We start from the raw sequence: 18,989 nt of genomic DNA on the forward strand, positions 1-18,989 counted from the left end.
GTAAGTCTAAATAAGAATTAATTTGCCTTCGAAAAATAAGCTACAATCTACTTACGATATGGACAAAAGATTACAAAAGGGAGCATTAATAATGCTAGCCCTATTTTTTACGACTTTTGCAGCCTTAGCTCAGGTATCTATAAAGGGGAAAGTCACTGAAGCCAATAAAAATGGATTACCAGGGGTTACGGTGAAATTGGGGACTAATGGTGCGGTAACGAATGAAGATGGCGTCTTTACTTTTGAATCTGTGGAGGCGGGCAAGCACCTGTTAACGATTTCCTCTGTGGGTTTTGAAACCCAAAAGCAGGTAGTTGTTGTTAAAAAGCGCCCTGTTGAAAATCTAATTTTTGAATTAGCGGCCTCTACCACTGATTTGGCCAACGTAACGGTTTATGGAGGCTCCTTAACGCGTTCAGGAAAGGCAATAGAGGATATTCCGGGTTCCACCCATTATCTTAGTCCGGAAGAATTGGCGGTATTTAATTACACTGATGTAAATAATGTACTGGCCTTTATTCCCGGCGTGAATATGGTGCAGGAAGATGGCTGGGGCTTACGGCCAAATATCGGTATCCGAGGGACGGGCTCAGAGCGTAGTTCCAAAATCACTTTAATGGAAGACGGCATATTGGTGGCTCCGGCGCCTTATACTGCTCCAGCAGCCTATTATTTTCCTTCTGCCGGAAGAATGCAGGCTTTTGAGGTATTGAAAGGTGCAAGTCAGATAAAATATGGACCAAATACTACCGGAGGAGCTTTTAATATGGTATCCACTCCTATTCCTACACAGTTTTCGGGGATGTTGAATGCCAATGTGGGGTCCTATGGATTGAAAAATGTTCATGCCCATGCAGGGACTTCAACGGAACATTTTGGATTGTTGGTGGAGACCTTCCAGCAAAGCGCAGATGGTTTTAAAAATTTGCCTAATGGTGACCCAACCGGTTTTAATAAATCCGATTATATGGTGAAAGGGCGTATTAACACAGGAAAAGAGGCAAAAATTTATCAGGCTTTATCTTTTAAAATAGGGTATAATGAAGAGGTGTCGAATGAGACTTATCTGGGGCTGACGGATGCTGACTTTGAGGCTGATCCTTTTCAGCGCTATGCTGCATCTGCCAAAGATAAGATGGAGACGAGCCAGCAGCTTTATTCTTTGGAGCATGTGATTGAACCTACTGATTTCTTATCGGTCACCACTACCCTTTACCGCACTGAATTTGCCAGAAACTGGTACAAACTGAATAAGGTGAATGGCAATGGTATCTCCGGAATTATGGAAAATCCGGCAGATTTCCAGCAGGAGTATCTATGGTTGACCGGCCAGCAGGACTCACCGGACGACATTTTTGAAGTCAAAGCCAATAACAGAACTTATTATGCTCAGGGCATTCAGTCCAGACTGAATGCTTATTTTGAAACCGGAAATATAAAGCATGCACCGGAAATAGGGATTCGATACCATGAAGATGGTCTGGATAGATTCCAATGGGTGGATGATTATAAAATGACTGGCGGAGAACTGATGATGACCACCAAAGGACAGCCGGGTACGGATAGTAACCGATTGGAAGATGCCTATGCTTTTTCAGGCTATTTCCAATATGGATTAACATTGGGAAATTTGTCCCTGATTCCAGGTATTCGCTATGAAAATATTTACCAAACTAAAAATGATTATGGTAAAAATGATGTAGAACGTAGTGGGGCTGATTTAAAGAAAAGTTCCAATGCGGTTTCAGTGGTACTCCCCGGGATTGGTGCTGAATATAAAATCTCCGGTTTACTGTCAACATTTGCCGGTGTTCATAAAGGGTTTTCCCCTCCGGGCTCTAAAGAAGATACCAACCCGGAGGAAAGCGTCAACTATGAATTAGGTATTCGGGCAAATTCTTCGGCCTGGAATCTGTCTGTAGTTTATTTCTATAATGATTATCAGAATTTGTTGGGGGCAGATCTTTCAGGGAATGGAGGAACTGGCTCAGGCGAGTTATTTAATGGCGGACAGGTACATTCCCAAGGCCTGGAGCTGGAGGCCGTAGGTAATTTGTTGCATCAGGTTTCCACTCATTTCAAATTGCCGGTATTCTTTACTTATTCCTATACTTCCGCACGTTTCCAAAACGATTTTGAAAGTGATTTTGAGCCATGGGGAACCGTTACTGCGGGTGATTATTTACCTTATGTGGCTCCGCATCAATTCGCATTGAGTCTTGGCCTTGAGCACCGAAAGTTCTCTATTAATATGGCTACAAAATATCAGTCTGCAATGCGAACCATTGCCGGTCAGGGAGACTTGGAGCCTTCCCAAAGCACAGACGAGATTCTGACGATGGACTTGAGTGCCCATTATTTCTGGGGGAATAATGTAGAGTTTTATGCGAACTGGAATAACATTACCAATGCCACTTATGTGGTTTCCAGAAGACCAGCTGGTGTTCGACCTAATATGCCGTCCGTGGTAATGGCGGGAGTAAAGCTGACATTCTAGGGAAAAGAAAACTAGATTAGAAAAAAGAGTATCTGTAAGGATGCTCTTTTTTTTTGTCTTTGGAAAATAAATGAAGAGCATTTATTATAAAAAAAAGCTGAATTGATTTAATTTTGTAAATATTTATAGCGTCATTTACTTGGAAAAATGTTATTCTTGCGCGTAATGTTTTGGTCTTTTTTTAACATTTTTGAAATTTGAATATATTTTTGAAAGATTATCGCCTACATCTCGTGACGTTCAAGGATTGAATGGAACTAATCTTATAAATCCTCTTTCGATGATGATTAGAAATAAAAATATTGGCTTCCTCAGGTCTGTACTTTTTTTCATAAGTTGGTTCCTTGCCTTTGCATGCACCAATCAGAAAAGCTTGGAGGAACAAGCTCAACATGACGTTGCCCTTTTTGAAAAAGTAGTAACTGATGTTACTGAGGCGTACGTTATGCCTTCTTCTGTTGTCTTTTTGAAGGACATGCGCGCATTGAACGTAGCGGTGGATAAACTGATATCTCTTAGGAATGAAGATGCCCTGAATACCGTGAAATTGGCCTGGGTGGAGACTTACTTTACCTGGCAAATGATTAGCCTGTTAGATTTTGGGCCAGCAGAAGAATTAATGCTAGCCGACCTGGTGGGTAAATTCCCGGTAGATCCTTCAGCGGTAGTTCCTGATGAAAATAATAGGCTGCTGGCAGAAGAAAAGGGTCTGATGGCGGTAGAATATATGATTTTTTCGGCCACCACAGAAGAAACTTTGCAGGAAGTTCGAAATTCAGAGACCTTTCGTCAGGCCTTACTGCGGAAAGTAGCTGAAATGAATGAACTAAGTACCCAATATCAACTAAAGTGGCAATCTTATCAAAGTAATTTCGCAAATCAAACCGGAGTGGAAGAGGATCAATCAGTTTCCCAGCTGGTGAGCGCAGCCATTAAGACGATTTCTTTAATGAATGGGAAAAAGTTAGGCAGGCCGATGGGCATTGACGGAGGTGAGGTTGACTTTGAATTGATTGAAGGTACTTACTCGGGGGAGTCGATGAGTGCTTTGCGATTACAATGGGCATTTTGGAAGGGTTTGTGGAAAGGGGAAATTAATGTCAAAGATTACGAGATGGTGTTTAGTGGATTGGGAGAAATCTTAGGAGAGGGGGAACAACATCAACAACTGGTTGAAAAAATGGCGGAAGTGGATGCACTGTTCGCCCAAGTGAATTTAAAAGATATGAGAAAGGCCATTACCTACTTTCCTGAAGAGATGCAGGCCCTTCAAACCGCATTGGAAGAAATGGAAGTGTTGACGCTTTCCCTACCATCTAGTATGGGGATAGCAGTGAATTAATCGTAAGGAATCTTGTTTAAATATTGATTCTTTAAAAACACCTGATTTCGGTCTGGTATTTCATTTTAAAAAGAGGTTGTTTTCTTAAGTTTTCTTTTTGCTGCAAAGTGGGAAAAAGAAAGCATAATTTGCCGTAAGGAACTTTTGAAAGAGAAGCAGTAAATGTGGCGAAAGTAAGCTTACTCAAATTTGAGGTTTAAAAAAATCAGGAAAAACGTGTATAGCACCCTGTAAAATTGATGATAGTGTTACGGTAATAAGGGGCTGTAGCTGCATAATAGGGTTACACACACCCTCAAAAATAAGAGGTAAATTATTGGCAAGAATACAAAAAAGGCGGTCATTTTGATGACCGCCTTTTTTTAAGCCATACTTTAAAAATTATCGTGCTTTTAATTGGTTGAGAGGTATTGGGAGGAGCCGGGAGTGGAAATGTCTTTTCGAATGAGCGCTACGGTGTCTAAGCAAAAATTCAGATCATCTACACAATCCTGATAGTTTTTAATGATTTCAGTCTGAGAAGCCCCATTTCGCTTACTAAATATTAAATTTTTTACGGAGGAGCTTAGTTTTTTTTGATGGACAATCAGGCTTTTTAACATGGGGTAAGTGGGAAAGGCCGGGATAAATTGTTTTTCGAGCCATAAGTCATAATCCTGATCTCCTAATAGCATATCAAGTTTTCCGGAGTCTTCATGTCGATTGGTGACAAATGACCGGAGTGTTTCCTGCCAATTGTTATAATAAAAAGTTGCTTTCGCAAATCCTTCTCTGTAAACCTGATGATCGACAGAAGTCAATGGAGTGGAATACCGCATTTTCATCTTCACTTGTTCTAAATGCATAAGCCAAATCGGAATAAAAAGTTCTTTTTTACCTAAGAGTCAAATGTATTATTGGTCATAAAAGTATGAAAATGAGTGTTTTATGATGAGTTTTGTGATCTTTTTTTATCTTTTTTATATCTGTGATGTAATAAAAGTCAGATGGCATATTATTTGACGCTGCTCCAATGTTAGTTTTTATGCATGCGATATTGGGGATGAAAAAGTGGATTTTAGTCGTTCTAGGGCTTTTTTTTATAAGTTGGAGGTTTAATAGTGAAATGAATCTGGAGGGTAAAGTGAGTGCAACATTCCTCCCAGGTGATCATTATTTGCCAATACGTAACTTTTCCACCAATATTGCGCTGCCTAAAGATTCCACTGTTAAGATGGGCGTGCCTTACGAATTAAATTCCGGTGCTTATGAAGTATATTATGAGGTTTTGAGTCCGGGAAGAGGCTGGAGAAAGGTGGATTATGTCATGGAACTCAAATCCGATCATGGCCGAAGGGGTGGAATTTGGGGTTTTTCAGAGCAAGGCGCTGATATTGATTATGTGCTCCACCTGGGTCGGGAGCCCATATTGAAAAGGAATATACGGAATGATCGGAGGGTTTACCGTCGATCATAAAAAAAGCCCGAATCGGAAATGGATTCGGGCTTTTTTGTTATTTCTTTTTCTTCTTTTTTACTTTTTGGAAAACCAGTGCGGTACGGTTAGTGAGGTAAATGCTGAGCTTTTGTTCCTCATTGGTCGTGTAGACCATTTTGGTGTTCACCCGGTTAAAACCTCCGTATTCCGGATCATCCGAGGAAAGTATGATTTTATAATCTCCTTCCTCCGGTACCCAGAATTGATAGGCCGGAATGGCATTTTCCGGATGGAAGTTAAAGACGAAAATCAAATCACCTCTTTTGACAATAATGGTATTGTTGACCTCGTCCAGGTTTAACTGTTCGGCCGGATTCACCGTCAGGGTTTTGTGCTGACTGATCACATCGATCATGGCAGCATCAAAATCTTTCAGGTAATGGTATTTCAGATATTCTGCATCCGCTAGGCTCCACTGGCGGCGGGCATGCTGATAACTCCAGTTATTACCTTCCCTTGGAAAATCTATCCATTCGGGATGCCCGAATTCATTCCCCATAAAGTTCAGATAGCCTTCCCCGCCCAAAGACATGGTGAAGAGGCGGATCATCTTGTGCAGGGCAATGCCGCGGTCAATGATCAGGTTTTCTCCCTCCTTGTTCATGTGCCAGTACATCTCCTTGTCCATGAGCCAAAAGGCAACAGTTTTATCTCCGACAATGGCCTGGTCATGAGATTCTGCATAGGCAATAGAACGCTCCTGGTATCGGCGGTTGGTCATCACACTCCATAACTCCTGTACGTTCCAGTCCTCATCATTTTTATGTTTCAGGTATTTTATCCAGAAATCCGGAATGCCCATCTGCAAACGGAAATCAAAGCCCAATCCCCCTTCTTTTACCGGCCGGCAGAGCCCGGGCATTCCACTCATATCCTCTGCAATAGTGATTGCTTCCGGATTAATCTCATGTGCAAGCGTATTGGCTAATTGTAAATAGCTCAAGGCATCCCAATCCACCTGATCCACAAAATATTTGTCATAGTGATCGAAGCTCACATGGTCCCCGTGGTGCAGGTACATCAAGGAAGTAATGCCATCAAACCGGAAGCCATCTACATGGTACTCCTCCATCCAATAGCGCACATTGGACAATAAAAATTGCTTCACCTCCCATTTTCCATAATTGAACAATTTGGAGTCCCAGGCATCGTGGTTTCCTCTTCCGCCGGCATGAAAGTACTGGTGGTCGGAGCCATCAAATTCATTAATGCCTTCTGCCAGATTTTTTACCGCATGAGAATGTACCAGATCTATGACGATGGCCAGGTCTAGTTTGTGTGCCTTATTGACCAAATATTTGAAATCATTCGGATTGCCAAATCTGCTGGAGGGTGCGAAAAAGTTGGAGACATGATAACCGAAAGAGCCATAATAAGGATGTTCCGCAATGGCCATTAATTGTACGGTATTGTATCCAAGCGATTTTATTCTTGGTAAAATGTCATCTGCAAACTCCCGGTAACTTCCTACTTTGGCTTCCTCACTTCCCATGCCCACATGTCCTTCATAGATGATGGGTTGCTTTTTTTGTTTTTTGGAAGAAAAAGATTTGTCCCCCCAGCGGAAAGCTTTTTCATTTAAGGCTACTGCGGAGAAAAGATGTGTTTCCGGATCCTGTTCTACCAAACGTGCATAAGCCGGGAGTCTATCCCAGGTGCCATTATTGCCTACTACCTGCACCTTAAACAAAGAGTTTTCGGTCAGTTCTTCTTCAGGAAGCGAAATTTCCCATATGCCGCCTTCCCCTCTGCTTAGCGGGTGACTTTCCCGGTTCCAATGGTTAAATTCTCCAACCAAATGCAGAGAATGTGCCTCTGGCGCCCACTCTTTATAGACCCACCGCTTTTTTCTTTTGTCCAGATGCAAGCCCATTTCTTTATAGGCACCGGCGAAGTCCACAAGGCTTCCACTGGCACTTTCAATTTCTTTTAGTGCTGACTGAAAGCGGCTGATTCTACCGTTGATTTCTTCGGTATAGGGTTCCAGCCACGGATCATCCTGAACCAGTTTTGGTTTGTTGGCAGTAGTTTTTGACATATAAATTGAGGGTTAGGGGAATGAAATTCCGAAAAGTGAAAAAAGGTAAAGTTCTTTCTACTAGTTATGGAATTAAGTTGATATTGTCCAATTTAAATAAAAAAAGGGATAAATAACGGCCTAAAAAATGCGCCTGATCATATTCTGAAATTCAGGATGATAATTTTAGAAAACCGCCATCTGTAATAAGCCCGAAGGAGGGAAATTATTGAAAAAAAGAATATTTTTTTGGGCAGGCCTCGATTTGGGTAATTTATTAAAATATTAATTTAATCATATGTTAATGCAACTTATGGATGCATTTAATAAGTAAAGTACAAAAATTGATTTTTGGTTTATTACACAGCCGACAAAAGTTATGATCTCAACTGACAAATGTCATGTTTTGAGGTAATTCATCTCTTTAACTTCGTTAAGATGAACTATTGTACTTTTAAGCTATGCATTTAGAGAAGTTTCGTTATGACAACAAGATAGTGAAGTATTTTGCTATCGCCACCGTCATCTGGGGTATCGTCGGTATGTTGGTGGGTTTAATCATTGCGTTGCAACTTTTCATTCCTGCACTCAATCTTGACACGGCGTTTTTAACTTTTGGCCGTATCCGTCCATTGCACACCAATGCGGTGATTTTTGCCTTTGTGGGCAATGGTATTTTTGCGGGGGTTTATTATTCATTACAGCGCTTACTGAAAGCACGGATGTTTAATGATGCCCTTTCATGGATCCATTTTTGGGGCTGGCAATTGATTATTGTTGCGGCAGCAATTACACTACCTTTGGGAATCACCACCTCAAAGGAGTATGCTGAATTGGAATGGCCGATTGACATTGCCATTACCTTAATTTGGGTCGTTTTTGGTATCAACATGTTGGGTACCATCATCAAGAGAAGAGAGCGTCATATGTACGTGGCCGTTTGGTTCTACATCGCCACTTTTGTGACGGTGGCGGTATTGCACGTGGTCAACTCTTTTGAATTGCCGGTTACTTTCTGGAAATCTTATTCCATGTATGCCGGGGTTCAGGATGCCCTGGTACAGTGGTGGTACGGGCACAATGCGGTAGCATTTTTCCTGACGACACCTTATTTGGGTCTGATGTACTACTTCCTGCCTAAAGCAGCGAACAGACCGGTATATTCTTATAAACTGTCCATTATTCACTATTGGGCATTGATTTTCATTTACATCTGGGCGGGTCCTCACCACCTGTTGTACACCTCATTACCTGATTGGGCACAGACCTTGGGAACCGTATTCTCAGTGATGTTGATCGCTCCATCCTGGGGGGGTATGCTGAATGGTTTATTGACCCTTCGTGGGGCATGGGATCGTGTTCGTGAAGATGCAGTATTGAAGTTCATGGTGGTAGCCGTGACTTGTTACGGTATGGCGACTTTTGAAGGACCAATGCTTTCTTTGAAAAATGTGAATGGTTTCGTTCACTTTACTGACTGGATCATTGCCCACGTTCACGTTGGTGCTTTGGGATGGAACGGATTCCTGACCTTCGGTATGTTGTATTATTTGGTACCTAAAATGTGGAACACCAAATTGTACTCTGCAAAATTGGCCAATGTTCACTTTTGGGTGGGTACTTTAGGAATTGTTTTCTATGCCATCCCAATGTACGTTTCCGGCGTAACACAAGGTTTGATGTGGCGTCAGTTCACCATTGAAGGCGTATTGCAGTATGGTAACTTCCTGGATACCGTTACGCAGATTATCCCATTCTATGTGTTGCGTGCATTTGGTGGATTCTTGTATTTGGGTGGTGCCTTTATCATGGCCTACAACCTTTACCAAACTGCCGCTCAGGGCGTATTCCAAGAAGAGGAAGAAGCAGAAGCACCTGCTTTGGAGAAGAAGAAAATTATCGGAGGCCACTGGCACTCTAAACTAGAGCGTAAATCCATTGTTTTCTCGGCGCTTTCTTTAGTAGCGATCGCAATTGGTGGAGCAGTGGAGATGGTCCCTACCTTCCTGGTAGATTCCAATATTCCAACGATTGAAAATGTAAAACCATATACACCACTGGAATTGCACGGTCGCGACCTGTATATCAGAGAGGGTTGTGTGGGCTGTCACTCTCAGATGGTTCGTCCTTTCCGTTTTGAAACTGCGCGTTTCGAGGAATACTCCAAAGCCGGAGAATTCGTTTACGATCACCCATTCCTTTGGGGATCCAAGCGTACGGGTCCGGATTTGGCGCGCTTAGGTGGTCGATACCAAGACTCCTGGCATTACAACCACATGATGGACCCTACCAGTACATCTGACGGTTCAATTATGCCACCTTATCCATGGTTGTTTGAACAGACTTATGATGCCAATGATATTCCGGCTAAAGTGACTGCCATGCGCACTTTGGGAGTTCCATATGAAGAGGGCTACGAGGATCAGGTCGTGATGGATGTACAGCAGCAGGCGAAGCAAATTGCCGCAAACCTGAAAGCAGAGATTAATGTGGACGTTCAACCGGAAGCGGAAATTGTGGCTTTGATTTCTTATTTGCAGCGATTGGGCACCGACATTAAAGTGAAGCCTGAGCAGGTAGCAGCAGCTAAATAATTCACCAAAATCCTCTCTGGTGCAATCGGGGAGGTTTTTGTAAAACGAATCCAATTATGTTTAAACATTATTTCGAGCGGGTATACAATGTAGAGGTTTGGCCGATTATTTCGCTGATCATCTTCTTTACATTTTTTGTGGGCTTGCTGTGGTATGTTTGGAAAATGTCAAAATCACATGTTGACAAGATGAGCAATATGCCACTGGAGGAGGACCCGAACGATGATTTGGAGGATAATTAGAAAGGATAACCCTAAATCTTATGAATACTAAAGCATTCAAATATAAAGCGGTGGCGGCAATGGCTTTGCTGATGGGCATGATGCCCGAGCTGGCCTTTGCGCAGTCCGGAGGGGGGCTTGATGAAGCCACAGCCCTCAAAATCATGCTTGGGTTGACGACGGCGATTTCTCTGGGGGTTTTGTTGGTGGCGATTTTCACCCTGAAGGTGGTGAATACCGTGATGCAGCAGGAAGCGGAGAAAAAGGCAGAGGCGGAAGGAAAAGAGTTGGTACGTCAGTCCTGGTGGTGGGGAATTGCGAACGAAGCGGTTCCAATCGAACAGGAAGAAGAAATTCTACTGGACCATAATTATGATGGCATTCAGGAACTGGATAACCATTTGCCACCCTGGTGGAAAGCTCTTTTTGCGGCCACGGTGGTTTTTGGGGTCATTTACGTGGGCGTATATCATGTTTTTAAGTTTGAGTGGGCACCATTGTCTGCCAAAGCTTATGAAGTTGAGATGGCACAAGCAGCATTAAATGCACCAGAGCTTGATGAAACCAATGTAACTTTATTAACAGACGGGGTAGCTATTGAGTACGGAGAAGCACTTTTTGCAAAAAAATGTGTGACTTGCCATGCTGCCGATGGAGGAGGAGGCCTTGGTCCGAACTTAACCGACGAATATTGGATTCACGGTGGGGATATTAAGGATATTTTCAAAGTAATCAAAGACGGTGGACGTCCAGGGAAAGGGATGATTCCTTGGAAAAAGCAACTATCACCTAAAGAGATCCAGAGTGTTGCTTCCTTTATTTTGACCCTTCAGGGGACGAGCCCTCAAAAGCCGAAACCAGCAGAAGGAGAAAAATACGTAAGACAATAGAACTAATCAACTTTACCGGAAAAATCGGGAGGACTGGAGTTCTCCCGCTTTTTGGTTTTAACCCAATTATTCATCGTGGTGAGCAGTTAAACATCCCATTGTGCTGAATAAGGGAGTTAAAAAAGGAACATTAAAATAAATAGCTCATCAAATTTGAGCAATTAGACATTTTCACTGCTTGGATGCCTTGTGATAAATCATTCGAAATAGTTTTCCTATTCCCTCTTATTTTACACCTTGTGGCTGAACAGTGAATGATGTTTGAATCACCCGGTCAAACCCCCTCGGTTTTTAGCCGAAAATATCAAAGTCATGGCGGAGGAAACCAATTTTTACGAATATGATTCCCAGTTCCGGGATACCATCTCTACGGTGGATGAACAGGGAAAACGCATATGGATTTACCCCAAGAAACCTTCGGGCCGATTCCATAAAGCCAGAGTTTATGTCGCCATCTTTTTATTGGCATTGTTTTTTGTGACGCCATTCATTCAGATCGATGGCCACCCTTTCTTTCTTTTTAATGTATTCGAGCGAAAATTCATCATTTTCGGCGTGGCTTTCTGGCCACAGGATTTCATCCTCTTTGCATTAGCCTTTATTGCTTTCGTCGTCTTTATCGTGCTCTTTACGGTCGTCTTTGGGCGGTTTTGGTGCGGTTGGGCATGTCCACAAACGGTGTTTATGGAGATGGTCTTTCGCAAGATTGAGTATTGGATTGAAGGAGATGCACCACAGCAGCGTAAGCTGGACAAAGCCCCCTGGACACAGGAAAAGATCCTTAAAAAGGGTTCCAAGCATTTAATTTTCATCGTAATTTCTCTGCTGATTGCCCATACGGCTATGGCCTATCTGATCGGGATTGAGGAGGTGAAGGAAATTGTAAGCAAGTCGCCAATGGAGAACCTGAGTGGGTTCATCGGCTTGATTGCCTTTACCGCGATATTCTATGGTGTATTTGCCAAATTCCGTGAGCAGGCCTGTACGACGGTTTGTCCTTACGGAAGATTTCAGGGCGTATTTTTGGACAAGAAATCCATCGTAGTAGCCTATGATTGGATGCGCGGGGAGAAGCGTGGAAAGCTGAAGAAAAATCAGGCTCCGGCACCAGATCAGGGAGATTGTATCGATTGTAAACTTTGCGTGCATGTTTGCCCAACGGGTATTGACATTCGCAATGGGACGCAATTGGAGTGCGTGAATTGCACGGCTTGTATCGATGTTTGTGATGAGGTAATGGACAAGGTGGACAAGCCTCGTGGCCTGATTCGCTACACTTCAGAAGAACAAATTCAGCACGGACACAATAAGATTTTCAATGCACGTTCCATTGCCTATTCAGTAGTATTGTGTCTGATTTTGGGATTATTGACCATTTTATTGGCTACCCGTACTGATGTGGAGGTAACGATGCTTCGTGTGCCGGGCATGTTGTATCAGGAAACGGATGAGGGAGAAATTCAGAACCTCTATAATGTGAAATTTGTCAATAAAACCTTCGAGGAGGTCAACCTGGAAGTGAAACTGGAAAACTTCCCGGATGGCGTCATTGAGCGGGTTGGTGGAGAAGCCATTCAAGTGGGGGCCAATGCTCTGACCGATGCCACCTTCTTTATTCGAATTCCCAAAAGTCAAATAACAGCCACCAAGACTAAATTAGAAGTCGGGGTTTATCAGGACGGGGAGTTAATGGTGACCGAGGATATTAACTTTCTCGGGCCGATAGTATTGAAAAAATAGCAAGTGAAAAGGATAATATCATGAGTTGGGGAAAAGGAATTATTTTAGCCACTGCGGCCTTTATGATCTTCATTGTTTCACTGGTAGTGATGATGGTACGTTCGGATCAGCATTTGGTATCCAAGGATTATTATAAGCAAGAATTGGCCTATCAGGAGCAGATTGAGCGCATCAGGAACGTGCAGGCATTGAGTGAGGAAGTGCGGGTGGAGTTGTCGGAAGACAAACAGACCGCCATTGTGAGTTTACCCCAGGAAGTGATTGGCTCCCTGAAAGAGGGCGAAATTTACTGGTTCCGTCAGGATGATGCCACTCAGGATGTGTCCGTACCGATGGAAGACAATGAAATCGCGCGTTGGGTATGTGACCTGTCAGAAATGAAAAAGGGCAAATGGCGTGTGCGCACCAGTTGGTCTGATGGGCAGAAGGAATATTATGACGAAAAGGTGATCATGCTTTAAAAGAAGAGAGATGGTGTTGTGGTCAATCGCTTTTTTAATCGGCCTGATGGGCAGTATGCACTGCATTGGCATGTGTGGCCCGATCAGTATGGCTTTGCCGATGCCGGACCGGAAGTTGGGAACGGTACTGAAGGTTACGCTGATGTACAATCTGGCAAGGAGCTTCAGCTATATGTTGCTGGGTGCCCTGCTCGGTATCATTGGCTTTGGATTCAGTTTGGCCGGAACGCAACAAGTCCTCTCCATCGTCATGGGCGCATTGATGTTGGTAGTGATTTTATTACCCCAAAAATACCGCCTTCGATTGGAGCAGGCCGCCGGGAATCCAGTGGCAGGAAAGATTAAGAAAGGTTTCGGCTATTTTTTCAAAAAAAGAACCACGCTGGCCTTTGCCGGAGTTGGATTCCTAAATGGGTTTTTGCCTTGTGGACTCGTCTATATGGCGCTTGCAGGCGCTTTGGCCATCGGCGACTGGCAACAATCTGCCCTGTACATGGGCATTTTTGGACTAGGCACCTGGCCGATGATGGTGTCCGTAAATCTGGCAGGTAACTGGTGGGCGTCCAGTCAATGGCGCCATAAATTCTATAAAGCGGTACCCGTTTTCACCTTTGTGATTGCGGTGATGTTTATCCTCCGGGGGTTAAATCTCGGAATTCCCTATCTGAGCCCGGAGATTAGAGTCTCGGCAGGGGAGCAGATAGAGGCCTGTGATTGATTTTTTAACTTAAATCCCCTGCGCCCATGGAAGATTTCATTCAACTCACCTCAGAAAATATTGATCAGGAACATATTTGTTGCGCATTCTCAGACAAGAAATGCCAGGAGAGTTACGCGCTAAAGAAGGAATGGCTCAAACAGGAATTTGAAAATGGCTTTACCTTCATTCGGCTGGATGAAAGGGCCAAGGTGTTTCTGGAATATGTGCCGGCAGAAAATGCCTGGATTCCGGTTACCGCGCCGGAGTATCTGATGTTGAACTGCTTTTGGGTTTCAGGAAAATACAAGGGCAAAGGTTATGGAAAGGCCTTAATCCAAAAAGCAGTCGAGGAGGCGGATCAATCGGGCAAAAATGGCCTGGTAGCGGTGGTGGGCACCAAAAAGTTCCATTTTATGACCGACGGGAAATGGTTGCAACGTCAGGGATTCGTGGAAGTGGAAAGGCTGGACAGTGGTTTTAGTCTTTTGGTAAAGAAAATCAAAACGAATGCCCCGGATCCTGTATTCAATGCAAGTTGCCGGAGTGGCGAATGTGAGGAAAATGAAGGACTGGTGGCCTATTATTCTCATCGTTGTCCTTTTGCGGAATATCATGTGCAGCACTCCTTACAGGCCACCGCAGAAAGCAAAGGAATCCCTTTAAAATTGATCCGGTTGGAATCCAAAATGCAGGCGCAAAATTGCCCCTCCCCTGCCACGATCTTTAGTCTTTTTTATCAAGGAAAATTCCTCACCACTGATTTGAGTGTATGTATGGAAGCCCGCTTTGATAAATTCATGAGCAAGTTGCAATTGCTTTAGCTAGTCATCCGGTATTTGTAGGTCACCATGCTGTGGCATAACCTGAATTAAAAGCCGCTAAGTGAGGTGGTGTGATTAACTAATTTATTAATAATGGTTTATGGGTTGGTTTTCGCAGCCCGAATCTGGGAGGGCTTGTATTTCGTCATTTACCTGTTTCCTTGGAAAAACCGAACAAGGTACGCCTACCTTCATTTTATTGCCTTGTAGCTAAACGTGGAATTAAGAATGATTATCCGGCTTAGGGATGGAGGTATTGTTGAAGCTCATTTTGGCAAGTGCGGAGTATTGCTGATTTTAGAGGTTTTTCCGCCAAAATAGCGACTACCGACAGCCCGCCCTGAGCCAGCGAAGGGAAGCCCCTGAAAAAAAAATTAATTAATGAAGACGAAGAAAGTTAGAGGACATAGAAGAAGGTGGCGGGCAATTGACCATTGGGTTGAGTATGATAGACACCTTGATTTGGGCTATCTCCGGCAATATCAGCGGGCATATACGAAAATCGGTGTTCGTCCTTGGAATGGAATTTCCATTACGGAGAGTGAATTTGCCGAAGTCCGTAAAAAGACCCGGATCAAAATGCTGGAAGGCTTGATGGAGATTTACGATGATTGGAAAAGGGATTTGGAAGCAATGGGAGTGCCTTATTATTTGAAAATTTGGTGGTATGAACCCCGGGTTTCGCAATCTCAGGTGGTGGCTGCGATAGGAGAGTCTATAAATTACTATGAAAGCATTTTTTATAAGCCAAAAGGTAGTGAGGAAAAGCGACCAACAGGAATTTTATTAAATGAACCAGCTTCTGATTTTAGGTGGAGTTATCATTGGGATGAAGATCACTGGGATAATGGCCAGCAAACCGAAGGGATTTATGATTCTGAGGAGGAATATGATTGGGAGCGAAAATGGCTGGAGAAAATCAAGCGGAAGCCTCATCGAATATCCAAGATTATTGCCCCTGATGGAGAAGAAGTTGAACTTTATTCTTTCAGAAGAGGAGTGGTTTGGGTGGGTGAATTTGAATAAAATTTTTCTTTGAAATATAAGTGCGAACAGATGCGTCTTCGAGCCTCTGTTCACACTTTTGGTTGAAGGTATTTTTTGCTAATACAACAACCCCAATGCCCAAAGGGGAATATTCCGCTCCTCCCCTTTCTCTATCAAAGGATTGACTTTTATGGCTTCGGTAAGGGCTTTCAATTCTTTCTTACTTCTGGCTTTTTCCCCCACGGCCAGCACCAGCTTTTCATCTACCAAAAAATCTCCGGATTCGGGACTAGCCAATTCATGTTTCACCTTTAAATGTGTAAAAGCGAAGGCCTCATACAGGTTTTGTGGGGATTGGTTTTTGATGATTTCCCGATACGTGCTCAGGTTTCCGAAAAATAATTTATCTACAGGCCGGATGGCCTTGATGCCTTTGGTGGCCTTTTTTAGAAAATGAATGATTTCGGCCTGTTCCAATAATTGTAATAGTTCATTAAGAGATGGCCGGCTCATGTCAATGGCTAGAGCCAACTGTGAGGTGTTGGGCTTATCGGGAGCCTGATTGGCTAAAAGGTAACACAGGTGCTTCAGTTTAAATCCCGTGCTGGCTTTTAATTGTGCGAATTGTACCAGCTCCCTTTCCAGACTCAGTCCCAAGTCTTCCAAGGCATCCCCTTGATTAAAATGATGCAGATAATCTTCAAATAGCGCCAGCGGTCGGATTTTGGATTTTTCCAGCCAGTCCAAATATTGATGGGACAGGATTTCCTCTAAAGTGAGTGGAGGTGCCGTAATTTGGTGTTTGACCGCAAGATATTCCCGGAATGAAAAAGAGGGAAGCTGATAGATTTTTCCATCGCTCTGAATGGCAGTAAATTTCCGGTGATGCTGATGGATGGGCGGAATACTGAATATAATCTGGAATTTGGGCAAGGCTTTCCGGATGCTGATGAGCTGACTGATCCAGTCTGGCTGTCGGTGGAAATCATCAATAAAGGCGCTGTTCCCTCCTCTGGCCTCAAAGAGCGTGAGATGATCTAATATTTGCTCATGGGTGAATTTAAAATCTCCGGCATTCAAATAAAGGGCTTTATCTCCAAAATCATCCTTTTTGAGTTGCAGGAAGGAGGTTTTGCCTGAAGCCTGCCCTCCAATGATACCAATTAAAGGGTGCTTCCAATCAATTTGTTGATCAATAAAGCGAGAAATGAGGCCCGTTTGCACCGGGAGAAGAAGTGTACTCATGTCTGATAATTTAAAAAATTGCAAAGGATACCTTTATAATGAGTAAAAATACTGCGATCCAATTTAGCATATTTTGAGATAATTGTAAGTTGTAATTTTCACAATTGATGCTTCTTTTTCTAAACTAATTATGAATCGCTTCTGTAGCGGTTTAGGAGTGAAAAATATCAGACTGTTGAGTTTTGTATATTAGGGATATCGGTGATTTTTTTTGCGAATTAAACTTTGGCATTCCATAGTCTTTATTGGCAACTTATTCAATCACCTTTAGAGTAGCTAATTAGGGATTGGTATCGATTTTTATAGAATTCGGTATTGACTCCATAATGATAATTTTAGTTTACACTTTTTAATTAATTATGGTCAATATAATGGTCTTTAATTCATTGTTTTGATTGGGTCAGAAAAAGCTTCATTTGTCTCATTCTGCGCATCTTTCCGGACTTGATCAGAAATTTTTAACAATGGCGTTTTTTTTAGCTATCGGGAATGCCTTTAAACTGAAGTTTGTCATGTTTTGGGATAGGAGGAATCAATTGAAATATTGGCATAAACCCGTAAAACGGGCAATTTTAATGATAATTATCAGTTGTATTGTTTGTCAAAGGCAGATCTGCTATTTTTGCGGGATCTAAAATATAACCATACCACTCACGGTCATGACAAGAGACAACGTAATTTTTGATCTGATTGCCAAAGAGCAACAAAGACAGGAAGAGGGCATTGAGTTGATTGCCTCGGAAAACTTCACTTCTCTCCAGGTGATGGAGGCGATGGGAAGTGTGTTGACGAATAAATACGCGGAAGGATTGCCTAAGAAACGTTACTACGGCGGTTGCCAGGTAGTGGATGAAATTGAGCAATTAGCGATTGATCGTGCGAAGGAATTGTTTGCCGCGAACTGGGCAAACGTTCAGCCTCACTCCGGGGCGCAGGCGAATGCGGCAGTCATGTTGGCAATTTTGAATCCTGGTGATAGCATTTTGGGTTTTGACCTTTCTCATGGTGGTCACTTAACTCATGGCTCTCCGGTGAATTTTTCTGGTAAAACTTACAAGCCCCATTTTTATGGCGTAGAGAAAGAGACCGGTATCATCGATATGGACAAGGTGGAGGCTACTGCTAAAGAGGTAATGCCGAAACTGATCATTTGTGGTGCTTCTGCATACAGCCGTGACTGGGATTATGCGCGTTTCCGTGAAATCGCAGATGAGGTAGGGGCTACCCTTTTGGCGGATATTTCTCATCCGGCAGGTTTGATCGCACGTGGCTTGTTGAATGACCCACTAGATCATTGTCATATTGTAACGACCACTACTCACAAAACTTTGCGTGGTCCACGTGGAGGTTTGATCTTGACGCGTGAGGAGATGCCGAACCCTAAAGGGGATACTACTCCAAAAGGAGAGGTTCGTAGCCTGAATGCGCAACTGGATATGGCCGTATTCCCGGGTACGCAGGGTGGTCCTTTGGAGCACGTGATTGCAGCCAAAGCAGTGGCTTTCCAAGAAGCTTTGAGTGATGAGTATATGGATTACGTTTACCAGGTGAAGAAAAATGCAACCGCCATGGCGAAAGCATTTGTGGAGCGTGGTTACGATATCATTTCCGGTGGTACGGATAACCACTGTATGTTGATTGACCTGCGTTCTAAAGGTTTGACTGGTAAATTAGCGGAAAATACATTGGTAAAAGCGGACATCACCATTAATAAAAATATGGTGCCGTTTGATGATAAATCTCCATTTGTCACTTCCGGTATGCGTGTGGGTACAGCAGCAGTAACTTCCCGAGGTATGAAAGAAGCCGATATGGAGCAGATTGTCGCATTTATTGATGCGGTATTGACTGATCCGGAAAATGAAGCAAATCTTGCGAAGGTAAAAGGCGAGATCAACGCCTGGATGAAAAACTTCCCATTGTATTAATTCTTACAGAATTTGAATAATATTCAGGGCGGGGCGAATAAATGCTTTTCGGGTGTTTATATGCCCCGT

General features: G+C 43.1%; 15 protein-coding genes. 12 read left to right on the top strand and 3 right to left on the bottom strand.

The window, feature by feature from the left end:
• Positions 1-58: 58 nt before the first annotated feature.
• Positions 59-2,497, top strand: a complete 2,439-nt coding sequence (locus NG22_RS15150; protein ID WP_053406502.1) for a TonB-dependent receptor — start codon at positions 59-61, stop codon at positions 2,495-2,497.
• A 373-nt stretch (positions 2,498-2,870) separates the two neighbouring features.
• On the top strand, positions 2,871-3,839 hold the full coding sequence (locus tag NG22_RS15155) for an imelysin family protein (protein ID WP_172674385.1): 969 nt from the start codon (positions 2,871-2,873) through the stop codon (positions 3,837-3,839).
• Positions 3,840-4,231: 392 nt separating this feature from the next.
• On the opposite strand, the gene NG22_RS15160 is transcribed toward NG22_RS15155, so the two are convergent.
• On the bottom strand, positions 4,232-4,684 hold the full coding sequence (locus NG22_RS15160; protein ID WP_053406504.1) for a hypothetical protein: 453 nt from the start codon (positions 4,682-4,684) through the stop codon (positions 4,232-4,234).
• Between the two features lie 260 nt (positions 4,685-4,944).
• On the opposite strand from NG22_RS15160, the gene NG22_RS15165 reads away from it, so the two are divergent.
• Positions 4,945-5,295 carry a hypothetical protein gene (locus NG22_RS15165; protein ID WP_053406505.1) on the top strand — a complete coding sequence of 117 codons (351 nt, stop codon included), beginning with the start codon at positions 4,945-4,947 and terminating at the stop codon, positions 5,293-5,295.
• Between the two features lie 37 nt (positions 5,296-5,332).
• On the opposite strand, the gene NG22_RS15170 is transcribed toward NG22_RS15165, so the two are convergent.
• A complete protein-coding gene (locus NG22_RS15170; protein ID WP_053406506.1) occupies positions 5,333-7,354 on the bottom strand; it encodes an alpha-amylase family glycosyl hydrolase in 2,022 nt (673 codons plus the stop codon).
• A 440-nt stretch (positions 7,355-7,794) separates the two neighbouring features.
• Here NG22_RS15170 and ccoN point away from each other — a divergent pair, with 440 nt between their 5' ends.
• The 8 genes from ccoN (at position 7,795) to NG22_RS15210 (ending at position 15,786) form a co-directional block, all read left to right on the top strand.
• Positions 7,795-9,927, top strand: coding sequence for a cytochrome-c oxidase, cbb3-type subunit I (ccoN, locus tag NG22_RS15175; protein ID WP_053406507.1), 2,133 nt, complete (start codon positions 7,795-7,797; stop codon positions 9,925-9,927).
• Between the two features lie 56 nt (positions 9,928-9,983).
• On the top strand, positions 9,984-10,169 hold the full coding sequence (locus NG22_RS15180; RefSeq protein ID WP_053406508.1) for a cbb3-type cytochrome c oxidase subunit 3: 186 nt from the start codon (positions 9,984-9,986) through the stop codon (positions 10,167-10,169).
• A 20-nt stretch (positions 10,170-10,189) separates the two neighbouring features.
• Positions 10,190-11,038 carry a cbb3-type cytochrome c oxidase N-terminal domain-containing protein gene (locus tag NG22_RS15185; RefSeq protein WP_157601135.1) on the top strand — a complete coding sequence of 283 codons (849 nt, stop codon included), beginning with the start codon at positions 10,190-10,192 and terminating at the stop codon, positions 11,036-11,038.
• 312 nt (positions 11,039-11,350) lie between these two features.
• A complete protein-coding gene (gene ccoG, locus NG22_RS15190; protein ID WP_053406987.1) occupies positions 11,351-12,778 on the top strand; it encodes a cytochrome c oxidase accessory protein CcoG in 1,428 nt (475 codons plus the stop codon).
• 20 nt (positions 12,779-12,798) lie between these two features.
• Positions 12,799-13,239 carry a FixH family protein gene (locus tag NG22_RS15195; RefSeq protein ID WP_053406509.1) on the top strand — a complete coding sequence of 147 codons (441 nt, stop codon included), beginning with the start codon at positions 12,799-12,801 and terminating at the stop codon, positions 13,237-13,239.
• Between the two features lie 10 nt (positions 13,240-13,249).
• Positions 13,250-13,957 (top strand): sulfite exporter TauE/SafE family protein, encoded by a 708-nt coding sequence (locus tag NG22_RS15200; RefSeq protein WP_072159116.1) that lies wholly within the window; start codon positions 13,250-13,252, stop codon positions 13,955-13,957.
• A gap of 26 nt (positions 13,958-13,983) precedes the next feature.
• Positions 13,984-14,760: a GNAT family N-acetyltransferase gene (locus NG22_RS15205; protein ID WP_053406511.1), complete on the top strand. Its 777-nt coding sequence runs from the start codon at positions 13,984-13,986 to the stop codon at positions 14,758-14,760.
• Between the two features lie 381 nt (positions 14,761-15,141).
• Positions 15,142-15,786 (top strand): hypothetical protein, encoded by a 645-nt coding sequence (locus tag NG22_RS15210; RefSeq protein ID WP_157601137.1) that lies wholly within the window; start codon positions 15,142-15,144, stop codon positions 15,784-15,786.
• Between the two features lie 78 nt (positions 15,787-15,864).
• On the opposite strand, the gene NG22_RS15215 is transcribed toward NG22_RS15210, so the two are convergent.
• Positions 15,865-16,992: an AAA family ATPase gene (locus NG22_RS15215; protein WP_053406513.1), complete on the bottom strand. Its 1,128-nt coding sequence runs from the start codon at positions 16,990-16,992 to the stop codon at positions 15,865-15,867.
• Positions 16,993-17,651: 659 nt separating this feature from the next.
• On the opposite strand from NG22_RS15215, the gene glyA reads away from it, so the two are divergent.
• Positions 17,652-18,920: a serine hydroxymethyltransferase gene (gene glyA / locus NG22_RS15220; RefSeq protein WP_053406514.1), complete on the top strand. Its 1,269-nt coding sequence runs from the start codon at positions 17,652-17,654 to the stop codon at positions 18,918-18,920.
• The last annotated feature ends 69 nt before the right edge of the window (positions 18,921-18,989 follow it).

It is taken from the genome of Persicobacter sp. CCB-QB2, from assembly GCF_001274635.1.
Taxonomy (GTDB): domain Bacteria; phylum Bacteroidota; class Bacteroidia; order Cytophagales; family Cyclobacteriaceae; genus Persicobacter; species Persicobacter diffluens.

Excerpts from the sequence above, each read along its gene's own strand:
- NG22_RS15150 (WP_053406502.1), top strand. The coding sequence starts at position 59 with ATGGACAAAAGATTACAAAAGGGAGCATTAATAATGCTAGCCCTATTT.
- NG22_RS15160 (WP_053406504.1), bottom strand. The coding sequence starts at position 4,684 with ATGCATTTAGAACAAGTGAAGATGAAAATGCGGTATTCCACTCCATTG.
- NG22_RS15165 (WP_053406505.1), top strand. The coding sequence starts at position 4,945 with ATGAATCTGGAGGGTAAAGTGAGTGCAACATTCCTCCCAGGTGATCAT.
- NG22_RS15170 (WP_053406506.1), bottom strand. The coding sequence starts at position 7,354 with ATGTCAAAAACTACTGCCAACAAACCAAAACTGGTTCAGGATGATCCG.
- ccoN (WP_053406507.1), top strand. The coding sequence starts at position 7,795 with ATGCATTTAGAGAAGTTTCGTTATGACAACAAGATAGTGAAGTATTTT.
- NG22_RS15180 (WP_053406508.1), top strand. The coding sequence starts at position 9,984 with ATGTTTAAACATTATTTCGAGCGGGTATACAATGTAGAGGTTTGGCCG.
- NG22_RS15185 (WP_157601135.1), top strand. The coding sequence starts at position 10,190 with ATGAATACTAAAGCATTCAAATATAAAGCGGTGGCGGCAATGGCTTTG.
- ccoG (WP_053406987.1), top strand. The coding sequence starts at position 11,351 with ATGGCGGAGGAAACCAATTTTTACGAATATGATTCCCAGTTCCGGGAT.
- NG22_RS15195 (WP_053406509.1), top strand. The coding sequence starts at position 12,799 with ATGAGTTGGGGAAAAGGAATTATTTTAGCCACTGCGGCCTTTATGATC.
- NG22_RS15200 (WP_072159116.1), top strand. The coding sequence starts at position 13,250 with ATGGTGTTGTGGTCAATCGCTTTTTTAATCGGCCTGATGGGCAGTATG.
- NG22_RS15205 (WP_053406511.1), top strand. The coding sequence starts at position 13,984 with ATGGAAGATTTCATTCAACTCACCTCAGAAAATATTGATCAGGAACAT.
- NG22_RS15210 (WP_157601137.1), top strand. The coding sequence starts at position 15,142 with ATGAAGACGAAGAAAGTTAGAGGACATAGAAGAAGGTGGCGGGCAATT.
- NG22_RS15215 (WP_053406513.1), bottom strand. The coding sequence starts at position 16,992 with ATGAGTACACTTCTTCTCCCGGTGCAAACGGGCCTCATTTCTCGCTTT.
- glyA (WP_053406514.1), top strand. The coding sequence starts at position 17,652 with ATGACAAGAGACAACGTAATTTTTGATCTGATTGCCAAAGAGCAACAA.